The 16,834-nt window shown below is 70.5% G+C and carries 18 protein-coding genes; 15 read left to right on the top strand and 3 right to left on the bottom strand.

The genetic code is table 11. The annotated features are described in order from the left end of the window. Nucleotides 1–58: 58 nt before the first annotated feature. From ACHFIV_RS20890 to prcA, 3 genes are read left to right on the top strand one after another with little or no spacing between them, the layout of a single operon-like run. Nucleotides 59–247 carry an endonuclease domain-containing protein gene (locus ACHFIV_RS20890; protein WP_398971150.1) on the top strand — a complete coding sequence of 63 codons (189 nt, stop codon included), beginning with the start codon at nucleotides 59–61 and terminating at the stop codon, nucleotides 245–247. Continuing rightward, nucleotides 199–1,044, top strand: a complete 846-nt coding sequence (gene prcB, locus ACHFIV_RS20885) for a proteasome subunit beta (protein ID WP_398971095.1) — start codon at nucleotides 199–201, stop codon at nucleotides 1,042–1,044. Before ACHFIV_RS20890 ends, prcB begins: the two co-directional genes overlap by 49 nt. 55 nt (nucleotides 1,045–1,099) lie before the next feature. Then, the gene (prcA, locus tag ACHFIV_RS20880) at nucleotides 1,100–1,918 is read left to right on the top strand and encodes a proteasome subunit alpha (protein ID WP_398971092.1); all 819 of its coding nucleotides are present in this window, start codon (nucleotides 1,100–1,102) and stop codon (nucleotides 1,916–1,918) included. A 63-nt stretch (nucleotides 1,919–1,981) separates the two neighbouring features. Here the strand turns inward: prcA and ACHFIV_RS20875 are convergent, their stop codons facing one another. After that, nucleotides 1,982–3,010, bottom strand: coding sequence for a LacI family DNA-binding transcriptional regulator (locus tag ACHFIV_RS20875; RefSeq protein ID WP_398971090.1), 1,029 nt, complete (start codon nucleotides 3,008–3,010; stop codon nucleotides 1,982–1,984). Between the two features lie 129 nt (nucleotides 3,011–3,139). Between ACHFIV_RS20875 and ACHFIV_RS20870 the strand changes: the two genes are divergently transcribed. The 12 genes from ACHFIV_RS20870 (at nucleotide 3,140) to ACHFIV_RS20815 (ending at nucleotide 15,127) form a co-directional block, all read left to right on the top strand. After that, entirely contained in the window at nucleotides 3,140–4,399 is a 1,260-nt protein-coding gene (locus tag ACHFIV_RS20870; protein ID WP_398971087.1) for an MFS transporter, read from the top strand. A gap of 9 nt (nucleotides 4,400–4,408) precedes the next feature. After that, the gene (gene pafA, locus ACHFIV_RS20865) at nucleotides 4,409–5,770 is read left to right on the top strand and encodes a Pup--protein ligase (RefSeq protein ID WP_398971084.1); all 1,362 of its coding nucleotides are present in this window, start codon (nucleotides 4,409–4,411) and stop codon (nucleotides 5,768–5,770) included. A 121-nt stretch (nucleotides 5,771–5,891) separates the two neighbouring features. Further along, a complete protein-coding gene (locus ACHFIV_RS20860) occupies nucleotides 5,892–6,827 on the top strand; it encodes an FKBP-type peptidyl-prolyl cis-trans isomerase (RefSeq protein ID WP_398971080.1) in 936 nt (311 codons plus the stop codon). A gap of 43 nt (nucleotides 6,828–6,870) precedes the next feature. Further along, on the top strand, nucleotides 6,871–7,245 hold the full coding sequence (locus tag ACHFIV_RS20855; RefSeq protein WP_356740094.1) for an FKBP-type peptidyl-prolyl cis-trans isomerase: 375 nt from the start codon (nucleotides 6,871–6,873) through the stop codon (nucleotides 7,243–7,245). A gap of 116 nt (nucleotides 7,246–7,361) precedes the next feature. After that, the gene (locus ACHFIV_RS20850; protein WP_398971077.1) at nucleotides 7,362–8,315 is read left to right on the top strand and encodes a helix-turn-helix transcriptional regulator; all 954 of its coding nucleotides are present in this window, start codon (nucleotides 7,362–7,364) and stop codon (nucleotides 8,313–8,315) included. Nucleotides 8,316–8,329: 14 nt separating this feature from the next. Beyond that, the gene (locus tag ACHFIV_RS20845) at nucleotides 8,330–9,286 is read left to right on the top strand and encodes a helix-turn-helix transcriptional regulator (RefSeq protein ID WP_104790274.1); all 957 of its coding nucleotides are present in this window, start codon (nucleotides 8,330–8,332) and stop codon (nucleotides 9,284–9,286) included. Between the two features lie 37 nt (nucleotides 9,287–9,323). Then, nucleotides 9,324–9,599 carry a hypothetical protein gene (locus tag ACHFIV_RS20840; protein ID WP_398971074.1) on the top strand — a complete coding sequence of 92 codons (276 nt, stop codon included), beginning with the start codon at nucleotides 9,324–9,326 and terminating at the stop codon, nucleotides 9,597–9,599. Nucleotides 9,600–9,622: 23 nt separating this feature from the next. Beyond that, nucleotides 9,623–9,820 (top strand): hypothetical protein, encoded by a 198-nt coding sequence (locus ACHFIV_RS20835; RefSeq protein WP_398971071.1) that lies wholly within the window; start codon nucleotides 9,623–9,625, stop codon nucleotides 9,818–9,820. A gap of 214 nt (nucleotides 9,821–10,034) precedes the next feature. Beyond that, on the top strand, nucleotides 10,035–10,328 hold the full coding sequence (tatA, locus tag ACHFIV_RS20830) for a Sec-independent protein translocase subunit TatA (protein ID WP_398971069.1): 294 nt from the start codon (nucleotides 10,035–10,037) through the stop codon (nucleotides 10,326–10,328). A 49-nt stretch (nucleotides 10,329–10,377) separates the two neighbouring features. Beyond that, nucleotides 10,378–11,340 carry a twin-arginine translocase subunit TatC gene (gene tatC, locus ACHFIV_RS20825; protein WP_398971066.1) on the top strand — a complete coding sequence of 321 codons (963 nt, stop codon included), beginning with the start codon at nucleotides 10,378–10,380 and terminating at the stop codon, nucleotides 11,338–11,340. An 18-nt stretch (nucleotides 11,341–11,358) separates the two neighbouring features. Then, a complete protein-coding gene (locus ACHFIV_RS20820; RefSeq protein WP_398971063.1) occupies nucleotides 11,359–12,249 on the top strand; it encodes a diacylglycerol kinase in 891 nt (296 codons plus the stop codon). A 49-nt stretch (nucleotides 12,250–12,298) separates the two neighbouring features. Continuing rightward, complete coding sequence (locus ACHFIV_RS20815; protein WP_398971060.1) at nucleotides 12,299–15,127, top strand: DEAD/DEAH box helicase; 2,829 nt, start codon at nucleotides 12,299–12,301, stop codon at nucleotides 15,125–15,127. Nucleotides 15,128–15,245: 118 nt separating this feature from the next. On the opposite strand, the gene ACHFIV_RS20810 is transcribed toward ACHFIV_RS20815, so the two are convergent. Beyond that, nucleotides 15,246–15,713, bottom strand: a complete 468-nt coding sequence (locus tag ACHFIV_RS20810; protein WP_398971058.1) for an SPW repeat protein — start codon at nucleotides 15,711–15,713, stop codon at nucleotides 15,246–15,248. Between the two features lie 432 nt (nucleotides 15,714–16,145). Next, nucleotides 16,146–16,793 carry a fasciclin domain-containing protein gene (locus tag ACHFIV_RS20805; protein WP_398971055.1) on the bottom strand — a complete coding sequence of 216 codons (648 nt, stop codon included), beginning with the start codon at nucleotides 16,791–16,793 and terminating at the stop codon, nucleotides 16,146–16,148. Between the last annotated feature and the right edge of the window lie 41 nt (nucleotides 16,794–16,834).

Raw genomic sequence — 16,834 nt, 5'->3', positions numbered from 1 at the left:
GGCACGGTGACTTCCGTGGGACGCCCCGCCCACACCGGGGCGTCCCACGGAAGCGCTTCTGCACCGGGAACATGTTGATCACCGTCACCGGGCGGGTAGGGTCCGTGGCGTAGTGCTTCAACTGCAATCCGGCCATCGGCAAGTTGGGGATGATCCTGACTCCGTGCGCAGGGCCATCGCATACTTGGAGGGAAACGCGTGGAAGCCAACACTCGTAGCACCGGGCGTCTACCAGCTGCCTTCCTGACGCCGGGTTCGTCCTCGTTCATGGACTTCCTGTCCGACCACTCACCCGAGATCCTTCCCGGCAACCGCAGCCTGCCGCCGTTGCAGGGTGCCATCGAGGCGCCGCACGGCACGACCATCGTCGCGGCCTCGTTCCCCGGCGGAGTGGTGCTCGCCGGTGACCGGCGGGCGACCATGGGCAACATGATCGCGCAGCGCGACATCGAGAAGGTGTTCCCGGCCGACGAGTACTCGGCGGTGGGGATCGCCGGCACGGCGGGTCTCGCCGTGGAGATGGTCAAGCTGTTCCAGCTGGAGCTGGAGCACTTCGAGAAGGTCGAGGGCGCCACGCTCTCCCTGGAGGGCAAGGCCAACCGCCTGTCCACGATGATCCGCAGCAATCTGGCCATGGCCATGCAGGGCCTCGCGGTCGTCCCGCTGTTCGCCGGGTACGACGTCGACCGTGAGAAGGGCCGGATCTTCTCGTACGACGTCACCGGCGGGCGTTCGGAGGAGAGGGGCTACGCGGCCACCGGCTCCGGTTCCGTCTTCGCGCGGGGATCGATGAAGAAGCTGTACCGCGAGGACCTGACGGAGGAGCAGACACTCACCCTGGTCGTGCAGGCGCTGTACGACGCCGCCGACGACGACTCGGCGACCGGCGGCCCGGACGTGGCCCGCCGGATCTACCCGATCGTCACCGTCATCACCGACGAGGGCTTCCGCAGGCTGAGCGACGCGGAATCCTCGGAGATCGCGCGAGCGATCCTGGAGCGCCGGCTCGAGCAGCCCGACGGCCCGCGTGCCGCGCTGCTCTGACCGGCCCGATGCTTCTCCGACGCACTCGTCACTGACAGAAAGGGACGGATAGCCGGTGTCGACGCCGTTCTATGTCTCACCCCAGCAGGCCATGGCCGACCGGGCGGAATACGCCCGGAAGGGCATCGCCCGTGGTCGCAGCCTGGTAGTGCTGCAGTACGCCGACGGCATTGTGTTCGTCGGCGAGAACCCGTCCCGCGCGCTGCACAAGTTCAGCGAGATCTACGACCGGATCGGCTTCGCGGCCGCCGGCAAGTACAACGAGTACGAGAACCTACGGATCGGCGGAGTCCGCTACGCCGACCTGCGGGGGTACACCTACGACCGCGACGACGTGACGGCACGCGGGCTGGCCAACGTCTACGCGCAGACGCTCGGCACCATCTTCTCCAGTGCGGCCGAGAAGCCCTACGAGGTGGAGCTGGTGGTCGCCGAGGTCGGCGCCGGGCCCGAGGGCGACCAGATCTACCGGCTTCCGCACGACGGCTCGATCGTGGACGAGCACGGCTCGGTCGCGGTCGGCGGGAACGCCGAGCAGATCAGCAGCTTCCTGGACCAGCGCCACCGCGACGGGATGTCGCTCGCCGAGGCGCTGAAGCTGGCCGTCCAGGCACTGTCCCGCGAGGCCAACGGCAACGAGCGGGAGATCCCCGCCGAGAGGCTGGAGGTCGCGGTCCTCGACCGCACGAGGCCGCAGCAGCGCAAGTTCAAGAGGATCGTCGGCCGTCAGCTGACCAGGCTGCTGGACGCGGACGGCGCCGGGGCGACCCCGACCGACGCTCCCTCCGACACGGAGGAGCCCGACGACGGCGGCAGCCCGGCGAAGGGCACGGACGGCCCCGCCGAGGACCCGGGCGGAACCGCGAAGGACTAGCGCCCCGGCCGGAGCGCGGTTGCAGAGCCTTCCGGCCGCCCACGCGGCGGCCGGAAGGCTCTGTCACGCGCTGGGCGGGGGAGCCGTGGAGCCGCGCACCACCAGGCCCACCGGGAGGTCGTGCCGCTCAGCGGGGCGACCCCCCAGGACGTCCAGCAGGGCCGTCATGCCCCGCTCTCCCACCTGTTCGGCCGGCAGGCGCACCGTGGTGAGCTCCGGTTCCACCGCGGTGGCGAGCGCCAGGTCGTCGAAACCGGTCACGGAGATGTCGTCGGGCACCCGCAGACCGCGTCTGCGCACCGCCTTGCAGGCGCCCGCGGCGAGGATGTCGTCGTCGCAGACGATGGCCGTGGGCAGCGGGACGTGGGAGGCCAGGACCGTCTCGGCCGCCTCGCGTCCTGCCCGCACGTCCAGTGGTGCCGTCACGGTCCGCAGGGCGGCGCCGGGGACCTCCCGCACGGCCTCCCGAAGTGCCCTGGCGCGGACCGCGAAGGTCCAGGTGTCCACGGCCGACGCGAGATGGACGATCCGGCGGTGGCCGAGGTCCAGCACATGCCCCGCCACCTGGCGCATGCCGCCTGCGATGTCGAGGTTCACGCGCGCCGCGGCGCCCTGGCCGTCGGGGTCGCTGTCCAGCATGACCAAAGGAAGGTCCGCGCCCCGCAGGGCGCCCAGCGCGTCCGCCGCCATCGACGAGGCGATCACCCCGTCGAGCGCGGCGCGCGCCGAGGCGAAGGGGTCCCTGGCCGGCCCGGTGCCGTCGGGGGACGGATAGAGGACCACGCCGAAGTCGTGCTCCGCGGCGACGGCCGCGGCGCCCGTGTACACCCGGGCGAAGAACTCGTTGGTGAGCGCGGGGACGACCAGAAGGGCGGTGCGGGTGCGGCCCAGCCGGAGGCTGCGGGCGGCGAGATTCGGCCGGTAGCCGAGGTCCCGGGCGCTCTCACGGACCCGCTCGGCGGTCGCCGCCGAGACCCGGCCCCGCCACTTGTCCCCGAGCACGAGTGAGACGGTGGCCTGCGAGACGCCCGCGGCCCGTGCCACGTCACGGCTGGTGGGCCGGGGTGGGGCGGGCTGCTGGGCGCTGCTCACTCGTGCCTCCGTGCTGCGACGGTCGGGTGCGGTGGGATGGACTCCCAGGCTGCCCACATGGTACGTATGAACGTCGAAGTTATACGTAAAACCCCGAGGCTGTGACACCGGCGGGGGAGAGGGGCGGACATGGCCGCGGGATATCTGGACATCCTCCGGGCGCGGCACGCCGCCCGGCTGCTGACGGGAACACTCGTGGGGCGGCTGCCGAACGGCACCGCCCACATCGCGATCGTCCTGTTCACCCGTGCGGAGGGCGGCAGCTACACGCTGGCCGGCGCCCTCGCGGCGGCGTACGGCCTCGCCACAGCCGTCGGGCAGCCCCTGCTCGGCCGGGCCGTCGACCTGTACGGCCAGCCGCGCGTCCAGCTCCCCGCTGCCGCCGTCTCCGCACTCGGCATGGCCGTGTTCGCCCTGGCGGGCCTGGGTTCGCTCCCCGCCGCCTACGCGGCGGTCGTCGTGGCCGGCTTGTTCACACCCCCGCTGGAGGGCGGCCTGCGCGCCCTGTGGCCGACGGTCCTCGGCCGGGAGGACCGCGTGCACCGGGCGTACGCCATGGACGCGGTGGCCCAGGAGATCATGTTCACCGTGGGGCCCCTGCTCGTGACGGTCCTGGTGTCGCTCTGGTCGCCGGCCGCCGCGCTGCTGGCCATCAACGCCATCGGGGTGCTGGGAGCCCTGTCAGTCGTGCTGTCCGAGCCCTCCAGGGCGTGGCGCTCGGCGCCCCGCGAGGCGCACTGGCTCGGCGCCCTGCGCTCCCCGGGGCTGCTCGCCCTGCTGGGCGCCTTCTTCTTCGTCGGCGTCGCCCTCGGCTCGATCACCGTGGCGGGGGTCGCCTACGCCGACGACCACGGCCGGGAATCCGTCTACGGCTGGCTGATGGCCGCGCTCGGCCTCGGTGCGCTGATCGGCGGAGCGGTGTACGGGGCGCGGGAGTGGGCGGGGGCGCCCGAGCGCAGGCTGCGGGTCATCGTCGCGCTGCTCGCGCTGGGCTACATGCCGCTGGCGCTGACGCCGGGCGTGCCCGCCATGACCGCGCTCGCGGCACTGTCCGGGGTGTTCCTGGCCCCGGCGATCGCCTGCTCGTTCATCGTCGTGGACCGGCACGCGCCGCGGGGCACCGTCACCGAGGCGTTCTCCTGGCTCGTCACGACCTTCGGGGTCGGAGCGGCGGCCGGGACGGCGGTGGCGGGCCCGGCCGTCGAGATCGGTGGGACGGCGTGGAGTTTCGCCGTCGCGGGGGCCGGTGGAGCGGCGGCGCTGCTGGTCCTGCTGGCCACCGGAAGGGTCCTCGCAGATCCCGGGGCCGGGCCCGCGGTCGCGGCCGGTTCGGAAAATGATCGAAACGGTGCTGCCGAACCCGGTTTCAGCTCAGGCCATAAGGCGTAATGTTCAGTCATGGACCGCCGCATTTTCGGGCTGGAGAACGAGTACGGCGTCACGTGCACGTTCAGGGGACAGCGCCGACTGTCACCTGACGAAGTGGCGCGCTACCTCTTCCGCCGTGTTGTGTCATGGGGCCGCAGCAGCAATGTCTTCCTGCGGAACGGCGCCCGCCTGTACCTCGACGTGGGATCGCATCCGGAATACGCGACACCCGAATGCGACAACGTGACCGAACTGGTCACGCACGACAAGGCGGGCGAACGCATTCTCGAAGGCCTGCTCGTCGACGCCGAACGCCGCCTGCACGAGGAGGGAATCGCGGGCGACGTCTATCTCTTCAAGAACAACACCGACTCGGCTGGAAACTCCTACGGGTGTCACGAGAACTACCTCGTGGCACGGCACGGGGAATTCTCCCGGCTCGCGGACATCCTCATTCCGTTCCTCGTCACCCGACAGCTGATCTGCGGTGCCGGCAAGGTGCTGCAGACCCCGCGCGGAGCCGTCTTCTGCGTGAGCCAGCGGGCCGAGCACATCTGGGAGGGCGTCAGTTCCGCGACGACGCGCTCCCGCCCGATCATCAACACCCGGGACGAACCGCACGCCGACGCGGAGCGGTACCGCCGCCTCCACGTCATCGTCGGCGACTCCAACATGTCCGAGACCACCATGCTCCTCAAGGTCGGCGCGACCGACCTCGTGCTGCGCATGATCGAAGCGGGCACGGTGATGCGGGACCTGACCCTGGAGAACCCGATCCGGGCCATCCGCGAGGTCAGTCACGACATCACGGGACAGCGCAAGGTGCGCCTGGCCAGCGGCCGTGAGGCGTCGGCCATCGAGGTCCAGCGCGAGTACTACGAGAAGGCCGTGGACTTCGTCGAGCGCCGCGGCATCCGCACCGGCACCGTCGACCAGGTCCTCGAGCTGTGGGGCCGCACGCTGGACGCCGTCGAGGCCGAGGACCTGGACCGGATCGGCACCGAGATCGACTGGGTCATGAAGTACAAGCTCATCGACCGGTACCGGGCCAAGCACAACATGACCATGTCCAATCCGCGGGTCGCTCAGATAGACCTCGCCTACCACGACATCCACCGCCGGCGCGGGCTCTACTACCTCCTGGAGCGCAAGGGCCAGGCCGCCCGCATCTGCAACGACCTGAAGATCTTCGAGGGCAAGTCGGTGCCCCCGCAGACGACCAGGGCGCGGCTGCGCGGCGACTTCATCCGCCGGGCCCAGGAACAGCGACGGGACTTCACCGTCGACTGGGTCCACCTCAAGCTCAACGACCAGGCGCAGCGCACCGTGCTGTGCAAGGACCCCTTCCGTTCCGTCGACGAGCGGGTGGAGAAGCTGATCGCCGGCATGTGATCCGGGCGGTGACGTCCCGCCCCGTATGCGACCGGGCCCCGTACGTTCCTCGTACGGGGCCCTTCCGTCCGCCTAGAGTGTCGGGGGACCATTCACGTGCCGTCTGAGATCTGAGGAACCAGTGCGCCGACTTGCCGGCCTTCTCGTCGTCCCCCTCCTGCTGCTGTCCACGGCGGCATGCGGCGACGACAAGGCCCCCGACTCCGCCTCCAAGAACGGGTTTCCCGCGATCACCGCGGGAGCGAAGTTCGGTGAGAAGCCCACTCTGGCGAAAGGTGAGGGGGATCCACCCAAGAAACTGAAGACCGAAGTCATCAGTGAGGGGGACGGGGCGAAGCTCAAGAACGGCGACGCGGCCGAGGTCAACTACCTGGGCCAGGCGTGGGACTCCACCAAGCCCTTCGACAACAGCTTCGACCGCAAGCAGCCGTTCGGTCTGGTCCTCGGCGGCGGCATGGTCATCCCGGGCTGGGAGCAGGGGCTCGTCGGCCAGAAGGTCGGCAGCCGTGTCCAGTTGGTCATCCCCCCGGAACTCGCCTACGGCGAGCAGGGCCAGGGACAGGACATCAAGCCCAACGCCACACTCGTCTTCGTCGTGGACGTGGTGAGCGGGGAGCCGGTCCCGAAGTCCCCGAAGGGCAGCACGGTCGCCCAGGACAACATCGACCTGCCGAAGGTCGGCGCCAACACCGACGGCAAGGCCCCCAAGGTCACGATCCCCAAGGGCGACCCGCCCAAGAAGCTGGTGTCCAACTACATCATCGAGTCCGACGGGGAGGCCGTGAAGGACAGCGACACCATCGTCGTGAACTACGAGGCCTACCTGTGGAAGGGCGCGAAGAAGTTCGACAGCACCTACCAGACGGGCAAGGTCGCGAGCTTCCCGCTGGCGCAGATCACCGTCAAGGGCCTGAAGGCCGGCCTCGTCGGCAAGAAGGTGGGCAGCCGCGTCCTGCTCGTCATCCCGCCGGACCAGGGTTTCGGCGACCAGGCGCAGCAGACCATCCCCGCCGACTCGACGCTCGTGTGGTCCGTGGACATCCTGACAAAGATGTAAGACTGTCCCGGTTGCCCAGCACATCAGTAAGAGGAGCAGTTCAGTGAGCATCGAGAAGCCCGAGATCGACTTCCCGGGTGGCGAGCCGCCGGCCGACCTGGAGATCAAGGACATCTGGGAGGGCGACGGACCGGTGGCCCAGGCGGGCCAGACCGTCTCCGTGCACTACGTCGGTGTGGCCTTCTCCACCGGCGAGGAGTTCGACGCCTCGTGGAACCGCGGCACCCCGCTGCAGTTCCAGCTCGGTGCCGGTCAGGTCATCGCCGGCTGGGACAAGGGCGTCCAGGGCATGAAGGTCGGCGGCCGTCGCCAGCTGACCATCCCCGCGCACCTCGCCTACGGCGACCGCGGCGCGGGTGGCGGCGCCATCGCCCCGGGCGAGACGCTGATCTTCGTCTGCGACCTCGTCGGCGTCTGATCCGCCCGTCTACAGCAGTCAGGGCCCGTGCCGCAAGGCACGGGCCCCTCGCTTTGGTCCGTACACCCCGGGGCGGTACGGTCGACGGTCGGAGAGCACGTCGAGAAAGGGCGTCGATGGCGATTGCCAAGGCCGAGAGGCTGATGAACCTGGCGCTGTGTCTGCTGGGTACCCGGCGCCCGCTCAGCAAGCGTGAGCTCCGCGGGTCCATCGAGGCCTACCTGGAGGCGGGCTCCGACGAATCCTTCAACCGCATGTTCGAGCGTGACAAGGACGACCTGCGCGAACTCGGCCTGATCATCGAGACCGTGGAGAACCTGGACGGCGACACCGGATACCTCGCGCGCCGCGACAGCAACCGGCTGCCCCCCATCACGCTGGACGCGGAGGAGGCCGCGGCCCTCGGGCTCGCCGCCAAGGTCTGGCAGCAGGCCCGGCTCGCCGGCGCCGCCAGCGGCGCCCTGCAGAAGCTGCGGGCCGCCGGCATGCCCGAGGCCGAGGACGCCTACGAGGTGCACAGTGCCCTCGAACCCCGCATCCCGGTCCACGAAGCCGCCTTCGAACCGCTGATGCTCGCCTGCCGTGACCGCCGCCCGGTCACCTTCGACTACCGCAAGGGCAACTCCGCCCGCCCCGAACAGCGCCAGGTGGAACCCTGGACGCTCGAGTGCTGGCGCGGCCACTGGTACCTGGCCGGCTGGGACCGTGACCGGGGTGCCGAGCGGGTCTTCCGGCTGTCCCGGATCTCCGGCCGGGTCCGCTCCCGCGCCGGGGCCTTCACGGCCCGGGTGCCCGATGCCGTCACCGTCCGCGAGACGGTGGAGAGCTGGGCGGGGGAGACAGCCACCAGGACCGCCCGCATCAGGCTGCGTACCGGCTCCGGCTACCCGCTGCGGTCGCGTGCCATATCCGTACGCGCACTCGGCGACGGCTGGGACGAGTTGGAGATCCCGTACGGACACGGACTGGACGCCTGGCTCGTCGAGTTCGGACCCGACGTGATCGTGAGCGAACCCGCCGATCTGCGGGCCGACGTGATGGACCGGCTGCGCGCCGTGGCCAAGGACTGAGGGGACCCGTACTCGTGGCCACGAACGCGATCGACCAGACCCGCCGGATGCTGTCCCTCGTCACGTACCTGCGGGAGCGCCCCGGCGCGCACGTCCAGGACGTGGCCCGGGCCTTCGGGATCACCGAGGACGAGCTGATCTCCGACCTGGACGTGCTTCCCATGTGCGGGACCAGCTTCCGCGGCGGTGACCTGCTGGACATCGACACCGACGGTGACCGGATCTGGTGGCACAACCCGGACGACGTCGCCGAGCCGCTGCGGCTCGCCGCCGACGAGGCGACCGCACTGCTCGTCGCGGCCCGCGCCGTCGCCACGCTGCCCGGCCTGCGTGAGAGCGACCGGCAGGCGCTGGTGCGGGCGACGGCCAAACTGGAGACGGCGGCGGGCGAGGTGGGGGCCGCCAGCTCGCGGCTCTCCGTCACGTTCGAGTCCGAGGGGGGCGTCTTCGCCGACGTGGACCGGGCGATCTCGGAGCGGCGCAGGCTCTGGCTGCGCTACTACTCGCCCGCACGTGACGAGCTGACCGAGCGCGAGGTGGACCCGATCCGGCTGTTCGCCGTCGGCCACACCTATATGGAGGGCTGGTGCCGGCTCAGCGAGGCCCGGCGCACCTTCCGGCTCGACCGGGTCGCCGAGATCAGGCTGCTCGACGCCCCGTCCGCCCCTCCGGAGCTGGAGCTGCGTGACCTCTCCGAGGGACTGGTGCAGCCCGCCGCGGAGGATCCGGAGGTCGTGATCGAGGTCGGCCCCGGCGGCCGGTGGGTCGCCGAGTACTACCCGCACGACAGCGCGGAGGAGCTTCCCGACGGTGGCCTGCGGATCACCCTCCGCACCCCCGACCCGGCCTCCCTGCGCAGGCTGGCCCTGCGGCTGGGCGGCGAGGGACGCATCACATCGCCCCCGGACCTGGCCGAGAGCGCACGGCTGGCCGCGCGCGAGGCGCTGGCCGCCTACGACGGCGCGCTCTGAGCGGCGGCCACCGGTGCACCGAGGAGACGGAGGTCCCATGACCGCGACATCGAGCACGCACGCCGGGCCGGTCCCGGTGGCGGTGCCCGACACCGTGCGCTTCCGGGCCGCCTGCCCGGACTGCCGTGAGCGGTTCGAGCTCACGGCGGGAGCGCTGCGGCTGGCCATAGGCGCCAGCCGCCGTACGACCTTCTACTCCTTCACCTGCCCCGTGTGCGGTTCCGCGGTCCGCAAGCCGGCCGGGGAGCGCATCATCGAGCTGCTGAGCGGCGGCGGGGTGCGGACACTGCGCCTGCACACCGCCCTGCGCTGACGAGAGACATCGAGGATCCGCCCATGTTCTGGCCCATGCTCGCCATCGCCCTGGGGTTCGCCGGCCTGGCCGTGCTCGGCGTGCTCGCCGTCAGGGTGTTCGTCGAGGCCCAGCGGCTCGCCGGACAGGTCGCGGCGACCACGCGGCGGATCAACCGAGCGGCCGAGGATCTCGAACGAGCGGCCACCACGCTCGCCGACACCGGGGAAGCCCTGCGATAGCAGAGCGCGGCCTCCAGATTCACTGGTTCGGGGGGTACGCTGCTGGAGCGGCCCAGGCAGGGAGGTGGGGGCCGCAACCGGGAGTACGCGCGGGCATTGCCTCGCGTTTACCCCTGCGGGTTACGATCGCTGCCAGCGCGAAGGCTGGACACCTGTCCGGTCGAACGGGTAGCGAGCCCACCCTCCAGACGCCTCAGTGAGAAGGAAGTCGCACATGATCGGCAATCTGAAGCCCCTCGAGATCGTTCTGATCATCGCTGTCATCCTGCTGCTCTTCGGTGCCAAGAAGCTTCCCGACATGGCGCGTTCGCTCGGCAAGTCGGCCCGCATCCTCAAGAGCGAGGCCAAGGCCATGAAGAAGGACGACGCGGAGCCCGCGACGCCCACCACGGAGAACGTCGCGGACACCACCCCGCCCGCGTCCACCGCACGCACGATCCAGGCCGCTCCGGGAGACGTCACCAGCTCCCGCCCGGTCAGCGAGGCCAAGCCCACCACCCAGAGCTGACAGCTGATCCCCGACCCGGGACGCTGCCGCACGAGACGAGGGAAGTGGGTTGCTCAAGTCCGCCCGCAAGCAGGAGAAGGACGACGAGGGGCGGATGCCCCTCCTCGATCACCTGCGTGAGCTGCGCAACCGGCTGCTGAAGTCGGTCCTGGCGATCGTCGTCGCCGTGATCGTCGCGGCGTTCTTCCAGAAGGACATCTTCGAGTTCCTGATGAAGCCGATCCTGGACTCGGTCGGCTGCAGGAACGGCGCCGTGACCATGGTCAACGGCCGTCCCTGCGCGGAGATGACCACCAACGGTCTGCTGTCGCCGTTCACCATCGCGCTGAAGGTGTCCCTGATGGCGGGCGTACTGGTGGCCACGCCCGTGTGGCTCTACCAGCTGTGGGCGTTCGTCGCTCCCGGCCTGCACAAGCAGGAGAAGCGCTATTCGTTCGCCTTCGCCGCGGCCGGGGTCCCGCTCTTCGCCGCCGGCGCCTACCTGGCGTACGCGATCCTGCCGCAGACCGCCGAGATCATGCTCGGCTTCACGCCCGACAACGTGAAGAACCTGCTGCCGCTGGACGACTTCCTGGACCTGATCACCCGCATGGTGATCGTCTTCGGACTCGCCTTCGAGCTGCCGCTGCTGCTCATCCTGCTCAATCTGACCGGTGTCCTGACCGGCGCGCGCATGCTGCGCTGGTGGCGCGGGATGCTCGTCGGGCTGACCGGTTTCGCGGCCATCGCCACACCCGGCGGCGAGCCCATCTCGATGCTGCTGCTCGCCGGCCCGCTCGCGGTGCTCTACTTCGTCGCGGTCGGGTTCTCACTGCTCAACGACAAGCGCAGGCGGCGGGCCGACCCCGACGCCGAGCTGGACGACGACGAGGCGTCCGCGCTCGACCTCACCCCCGAGGCCGTCGGAGCGATCGAGCCGGTGCGGTCCAGGGCCGCCCTCCCCGAGCAGGCCGGTGGTGACGCCGACGGTGGCCGGTCACACCGCCTCAACGGTTACGACGACATCACCTGACCTTGTAAGGTCCCGCGGGTGACCAGCGAGATCACCCTCTTCGTCAATCCCACCGCGGGTGGCGGCCGGGGCGCGCGTGCCGCGCAGCCGGCCGCTTCGGCTCTGCGGGACGCGGGCTTCTCGGTCCGGACGGTCCTCGGTGAGGACGCCGACGACGCCCTGCGGCGGGCCCGCGAGGCCGTGGCGCTCGGTACCGGAGCACTGATAGCCGTGGGCGGGGACGGCATGATGTCCCTCGCCCTGCAAGCCGTCGCCGGCACGTCGACGCCGCTGGGTGCCGTGGCCGTGGGCACCGGCAACGACTTCGCCCGCGCGCTCGGGCTGCCGGTCCGCGATCCGGCCGCGGCCGGCCGGCTCGCCGCAGAAGTGCTGAAGGGCGGGAGAGCGCGCGCGATCGACCTGGGCCGCGTCGGGGAGCGGTGGTTCGGCTCGGTCCTGGCCTCGGGCTTCGACTCACGGGTCAACGACCGGGGGAACCGGATGCGCTGGGCCGGCGGGCGCTTCAAGTACGACCTCGCGATCCTCGCCGAGCTGGCGGCCTTCCGCCCGATCCCGTACCGCGTCAGGCTGGACGGCGGCCCGGTGACCGAGATCGAGGCGACCCTGATCGCGGTGGGGAACGGGAGCACGTACGGCGGCGGCATGCGGATCTGCGCCGACGCGGTCATGGACGACGGGCTGTTCGACGTGACCGTGGTCGGCGACTGCACCCGGACCACCCTCCTCAGGGTCTTCCCGAAGGTGTACAGGGGGACGCACCTCGGGCACCCGAAGGTCACCGTGCACCGGGTCTCCTCGATCGAGCTGGCGGCGGCCGGTGTCACGGCGTACGCGGACGGTGAGCCGCTGGGCGCTCTGCCGCTGACGGCCACCTGCGCACCCGGCGCCGTGCGGGTCCTTGCACCGTGAAATAAAGATCGGGCTGACTGTCATACGGGGCGGGTAGGCTCGTATCAAGATGACAGAGGACCTCTCACCAGCTGAGCGATACCAGGCGTCGCGGGTGCGTGCGGCCGAGCGGGCCACCGCCCTCGGGCCCTTCCGCGAGATGTACGAATTCGGGCTGGACCCGTTCCAGATCGAGGCCTGCCAGGCCCTGGAGGCCGGCAAGGGGGTGCTGGTCGCGGCCCCCACGGGGTCGGGCAAGACGATCGTCGGTGAATTCGCCGTTCACCTGGCCCTTCTGCAGGGCCGCAAGTGTTTCTACACCACGCCCATCAAGGCCCTGTCCAACCAGAAGTTCACCGATCTCGTCCGGCGCTACGGCGCGGACAAGGTCGGTCTGCTGACCGGTGACAACAGCGTCAACGCGGACGCACCCGTGGTCGTGATGACGACCGAGGTCCTGCGCAACATGCTGTACGCGGGCTCCCAGTCCCTCACCGGGCTCGGCTACGTGGTCATGGACGAGGTGCACTACCTCTCCGACCGCTTCCGGGGCGCGGTGTGGGAGGAAGTGATCATCCACCTGCCGGAGTCCGTGACCCTGGTGTCGCTGTCGGCGACCGTGTCCAACGCCGAGGAGTTCGGCGACTGGCTGGACACCGTCCGCGGTGACACGCAGGTGATCGTCTCGGAGCACCGGCCCGTGCCGCTGTGGCAGCACGTCATGGCCGGGCGGCGGATGTACGACCTGTTCGAGGAGGAGACCGACCACGGTGGCCGGGGCACCGGCCGGCGCGAGGTCAGTCCGGATCTGGTCCGGCTCGCCCGGATGGAGAACCAGCGCGGTTACAACCCGCGTGAGCGCCGTCGCGGGAAGATGGTGCGCGAGGCGGACCGTGAGCGCGAGCGCCGCCAGCGCAGCCGCATCTGGACCCCGTCCAGGCCGGAGGTCATCGACCGGCTCGACGCCGAGGGGCTCCTGCCCGCGATCACCTTCATCTTCAGCCGGGCGGGCTGCCAGGCCGCCGTGCAGCAGTGCCTCCAGGCAGGGCTCCGGCTGAACGACGAGGACAAGCGCCATCTGGTGCGGGAGATCGTCGAGGAGCGGACCGCCTCCATCCCTCCCGAGGACCTCCACGTCCTCGGGTACTACGAGTGGCTGGAGGGGCTGGAGCGGGGCATCGCCGCGCACCACGCCGGAATGCTGCCGACCTTCAAGGAGGTCGTGGAAGAGCTCTTCGTCCGCGGCCTGGTCAAGGCGGTCTTCGCCACCGAGACGCTCGCGCTCGGCATCAACATGCCCGCCCGCTCCGTGGTGCTCGAGAAGCTCGTCAAGTGGAACGGCGAGCAGCACGCCGACATCACGCCCGGCGAGTACACCCAGCTGACCGGCCGGGCCGGCCGGCGGGGTATCGACGTCGAGGGCCACGCGGTCGTCCTGTGGCAGAGGGGCATGGACCCGGGGGCGCTCGCCGGACTCGCCGGCACGCGCACCTATCCGCTGCGTTCCAGCTTCCGGCCCTCGTACAACATGGCCGTGAACCTCGTGCAGCAGTTCGGGCGGCACCGTTCGCGCGAACTGCTCGAGACCTCCTTCGCGCAGTTCCAGGCCGACCGGTCCGTCGTCGGGATCTCCCGGCAGGTCCAGCGCAACGAGGAGGGCCTCGCGGGTTACAAGGAGGGCATGACCTGCCACCTCGGTGACTTCGAGGAGTACGCGCGGCTGCGCCGCGACCTCAAGGACCGCGAGACGGAGCTGGCCAAGCAGGGCGCGGCCCAGCGGCGGGCCGCCGCCGCCGCGTCCCTGGAGAAGCTGAAGCCCGGTGACATCATCCACGTCCCGACCGGCAAGTTCGCCGGCCTCGCCCTGGTGCTCGACCCCGGCCTCCCCGCCGGACGGACCAACGGCCATCGCGGGCTCGAGTACCACGACGGGCCGCGTCCCCTGGTGCTGACGGCGGAGCGGCAGGTCAAGCGACTGGCCCACATCGACTTCCCGGTGCCGGTCGAGGCGCTGGAGCGGATGCGGGTGCCCAAGGCGTTCAACCCGCGATCGCCGCAGTCCCGTCGCGATCTGGCGTCCGCGTTGCGGAGCAAGGCGGGCCACATCGATCCGGGGCGGCACCGCAAGCAGCGGGCCACCGCGGCCGACGACCGGGAGATCGCCCGGCTCCGCACGGAACTGCGCGCGCACCCCTGCCACGGGTGCGACGAGCGCGAGGACCACGCGCGGTGGGCCGAGCGGTACCACCGGCTGCAGCGCGACACGCGGCAGCTGGAGCACCGCATCGAGGGCCGGACGAACACCATCGCCCGGACCTTCGACCGCATCGTCGCGCTGCTGACCGAGCTCGACTACCTGCGGGGCAGCGAGGTCACCGACAACGGCCGGCGCCTGGCACGGCTCTACGGCGAGCTCGACCTGCTGGCCAGTGAGTGCCTGCGGGAGGGCGTCTGGGAGGGGCTCAACCCCGCCGAGCTGGCCGCTTGCGTCTCGGCTCTGGTCTACGAGGCCCGCCAGGCGGACGACGCCGTCGCACCCAAGCTGCCCTCCGGGCCGGCGAAGGCCGCGATGGGCGAGATGGTCCGTATCTGGGGGCGTCTCGACGCCCTCGAGGAGGACTTCAAGATCAGCCAGACGGAAGGGGTCGGCCAGCGCGAGCCCGATCTCGGCTTCGCCTGGGCGGTCTACATGTGGGCATCCGGGAGGACGCTGGACGAGGTCCTGCGCGAAGCGGAGATGCCGGCCGGCGACTTCGTACGGTGGTGCAAGCAGGTCATCGACGTACTGGGCCAGATCGCGGCCGCCGCGCCCCGGGACGGGAGCTCGGTCGCGAAGAACGCCCACAAGGCCGTCGACGCCGTACTGAGAGGTGTGGTGGCGTACAGCTCGGTGGGGTGAGGCAGGGTCCGTGGGCCTACGGACGAGGTGAACGCTCCGTGGGCCTACGGACGAGGTGAACGAGGAGTGGCCTCCGGCGGACAGCGTCTGCCGGAGGCCACTCCTGTGCGTGCTCCCGTCAGGTCTTCTTCTTGTTCTTCATCGAGAGTCCCGCGCAGGCTGCCCCCAGCACAATCGCCAGACCACCGACGATCACGTTGTTGAGGACGACGCCCATGTCAGGGCTCTGGCCGACGATCCAGGTCGACACGATGAGCCAGGCACCCAGTGCGACGATGGCCATGCTCATCCCGGTCATCCGCTCGGGCATGGCGGTGAAGCAGAGCGCCAGCACGGCTATCGCGATGCCGATGACGAGGTTGTGCGTCACCAGGGAGGGCTGGCTCGCGGTGAAGTGGAGCACCCACGGCGAGACGGCGCAGTAGAGACCGAGCAGGAACACCGGTGCGTCCGCACCGGCCGTGGTGCGGCCGCCGCCCATCACGCGGTCGTGACGCGCCCGCATTTCCTCGGCGTCAGGATGTCCGGACAGGTCCCTTCCGGTGTGTCCGGAAACATCCCTTCCGGTGTGCGAGATGTTACTCATGAGGCTGATCTCCTTCGCACTTGCTGGAGCAACCGCGTCCAGGGGGTGCGGTCATTGGCTCTTGAGACCAGTGTGCTCTTACATGTCCCTTATGTGTAGTTTTCCGGCGATTGAATCCTGCGGTTCCGTCGCGTCGGCGGGCCGGCGACACCAGACCCGGCGCCCGCAGCGCACGGGTGCCGGATCCCGGCAGCGGCACGTGCGGGGGTTGTGTCCGGCGTTCAGGGGCGGCGTCGACACCGCCCGCCCGCGCCGGCTGCCGTTCCCCGGGCGTCCTCGAAGCCGTGCGCCCAGGGCGTCGCCCGCCGCGGAGCCGGCCACCGCACCGACGGCACGAGCCCCGCGGTCCACGCCTTCCGGCCGTGGGGCCGGAGGACGCGGCCCTCGGGGCTCGTCGGTGTCATGCCGTCAGCGTGCTGACGGGCCGTGGGGTCAGCTCGCCGGCATCAGGACGGTGTCGACGACGTAGACCGTCGCGTTGGCGGTCGGGACGTTGCCGCAGACGACCTCGGAGGAGTCGTTCACGGTGTACGCCTCGCCCGAACCCGCTGTCGTGAGACCGGTCTTGGCGAGGGTGTCGAAGGAACCCTTCTCCAGCTGCTTCGGCGTCAGCTTCTGGCCGACGACGTGCGCGGTGAGGACCTTGGTGAGCTGTGCCTTGTCGGCGAGCAGCTTGTCCAGGTCGGCCTTGGGGATCTTGGCGAAGGCGTCGTCGGTGGGTGCGAACACCGTGATGTTCTCGGCGCTGTTCAGGGTGTCGACGAGACCGGCCTGCTTGACGGCCGTCACCAGCGTGGACAGCGCCGGGTTGTTCGACGCGGCCGTGGCGACAGGGTCCTGCGCCATGCCCGCGAACGAGCCGGCACCCTCCTTCGGGACCGTCGCGCAGCCCGGGCCGAACGGCTCGTCCGTCGTCGCGGCGCTCCCGGTCTCCTTGGCCGGCGCGCTCGACGCGGCCTTGTCCGCACCGGAGTCGGACGCCGAGCTGTCGGAGTCGCCGGAGCAGGCGGTCAGAGCGAGGGGCAGCAGTGCCGCGGCGGACACGGTGACGGCGATACGGCGGAGGTGACGAGAGTTCATGGTGCGCTCCTGGATCGATGGTGGTTCAACAGGGGGAGGGG

The organism is Streptomyces sp. ALB3 (genome assembly GCF_044385685.1).
In the GTDB taxonomy this organism is placed as follows: Bacteria; Actinomycetota; Actinomycetes; order Streptomycetales; family Streptomycetaceae; genus Streptomyces.
This window is presented reverse-complemented; position numbering and strand designations above follow the sequence as displayed.

Bases quoted from the DNA above. Each gene is read 5' to 3' on its own strand.
- ACHFIV_RS20850 (WP_398971077.1), top strand. From the start codon at position 7,362: ATGGCGATTGCCAAGGCCGAGAGGCTGATGAACCTGGCGCTGTGTCTG.
- pafA (WP_398971084.1), top strand. From the start codon at position 4,409: ATGGACCGCCGCATTTTCGGGCTGGAGAACGAGTACGGCGTCACGTGC.
- ACHFIV_RS20840 (WP_398971074.1), top strand. From the start codon at position 9,324: ATGACCGCGACATCGAGCACGCACGCCGGGCCGGTCCCGGTGGCGGTG.
- ACHFIV_RS20805 (WP_398971055.1), bottom strand. From the start codon at position 16,793: ATGAACTCTCGTCACCTCCGCCGTATCGCCGTCACCGTGTCCGCCGCG.
- tatA (WP_398971069.1), top strand. From the start codon at position 10,035: ATGATCGGCAATCTGAAGCCCCTCGAGATCGTTCTGATCATCGCTGTC.
- ACHFIV_RS20810 (WP_398971058.1), bottom strand. From the start codon at position 15,713: ATGAGTAACATCTCGCACACCGGAAGGGATGTTTCCGGACACACCGGA.
- ACHFIV_RS20835 (WP_398971071.1), top strand. From the start codon at position 9,623: ATGTTCTGGCCCATGCTCGCCATCGCCCTGGGGTTCGCCGGCCTGGCC.
- ACHFIV_RS20815 (WP_398971060.1), top strand. From the start codon at position 12,299: ATGACAGAGGACCTCTCACCAGCTGAGCGATACCAGGCGTCGCGGGTG.
- ACHFIV_RS20870 (WP_398971087.1), top strand. From the start codon at position 3,140: ATGGCCGCGGGATATCTGGACATCCTCCGGGCGCGGCACGCCGCCCGG.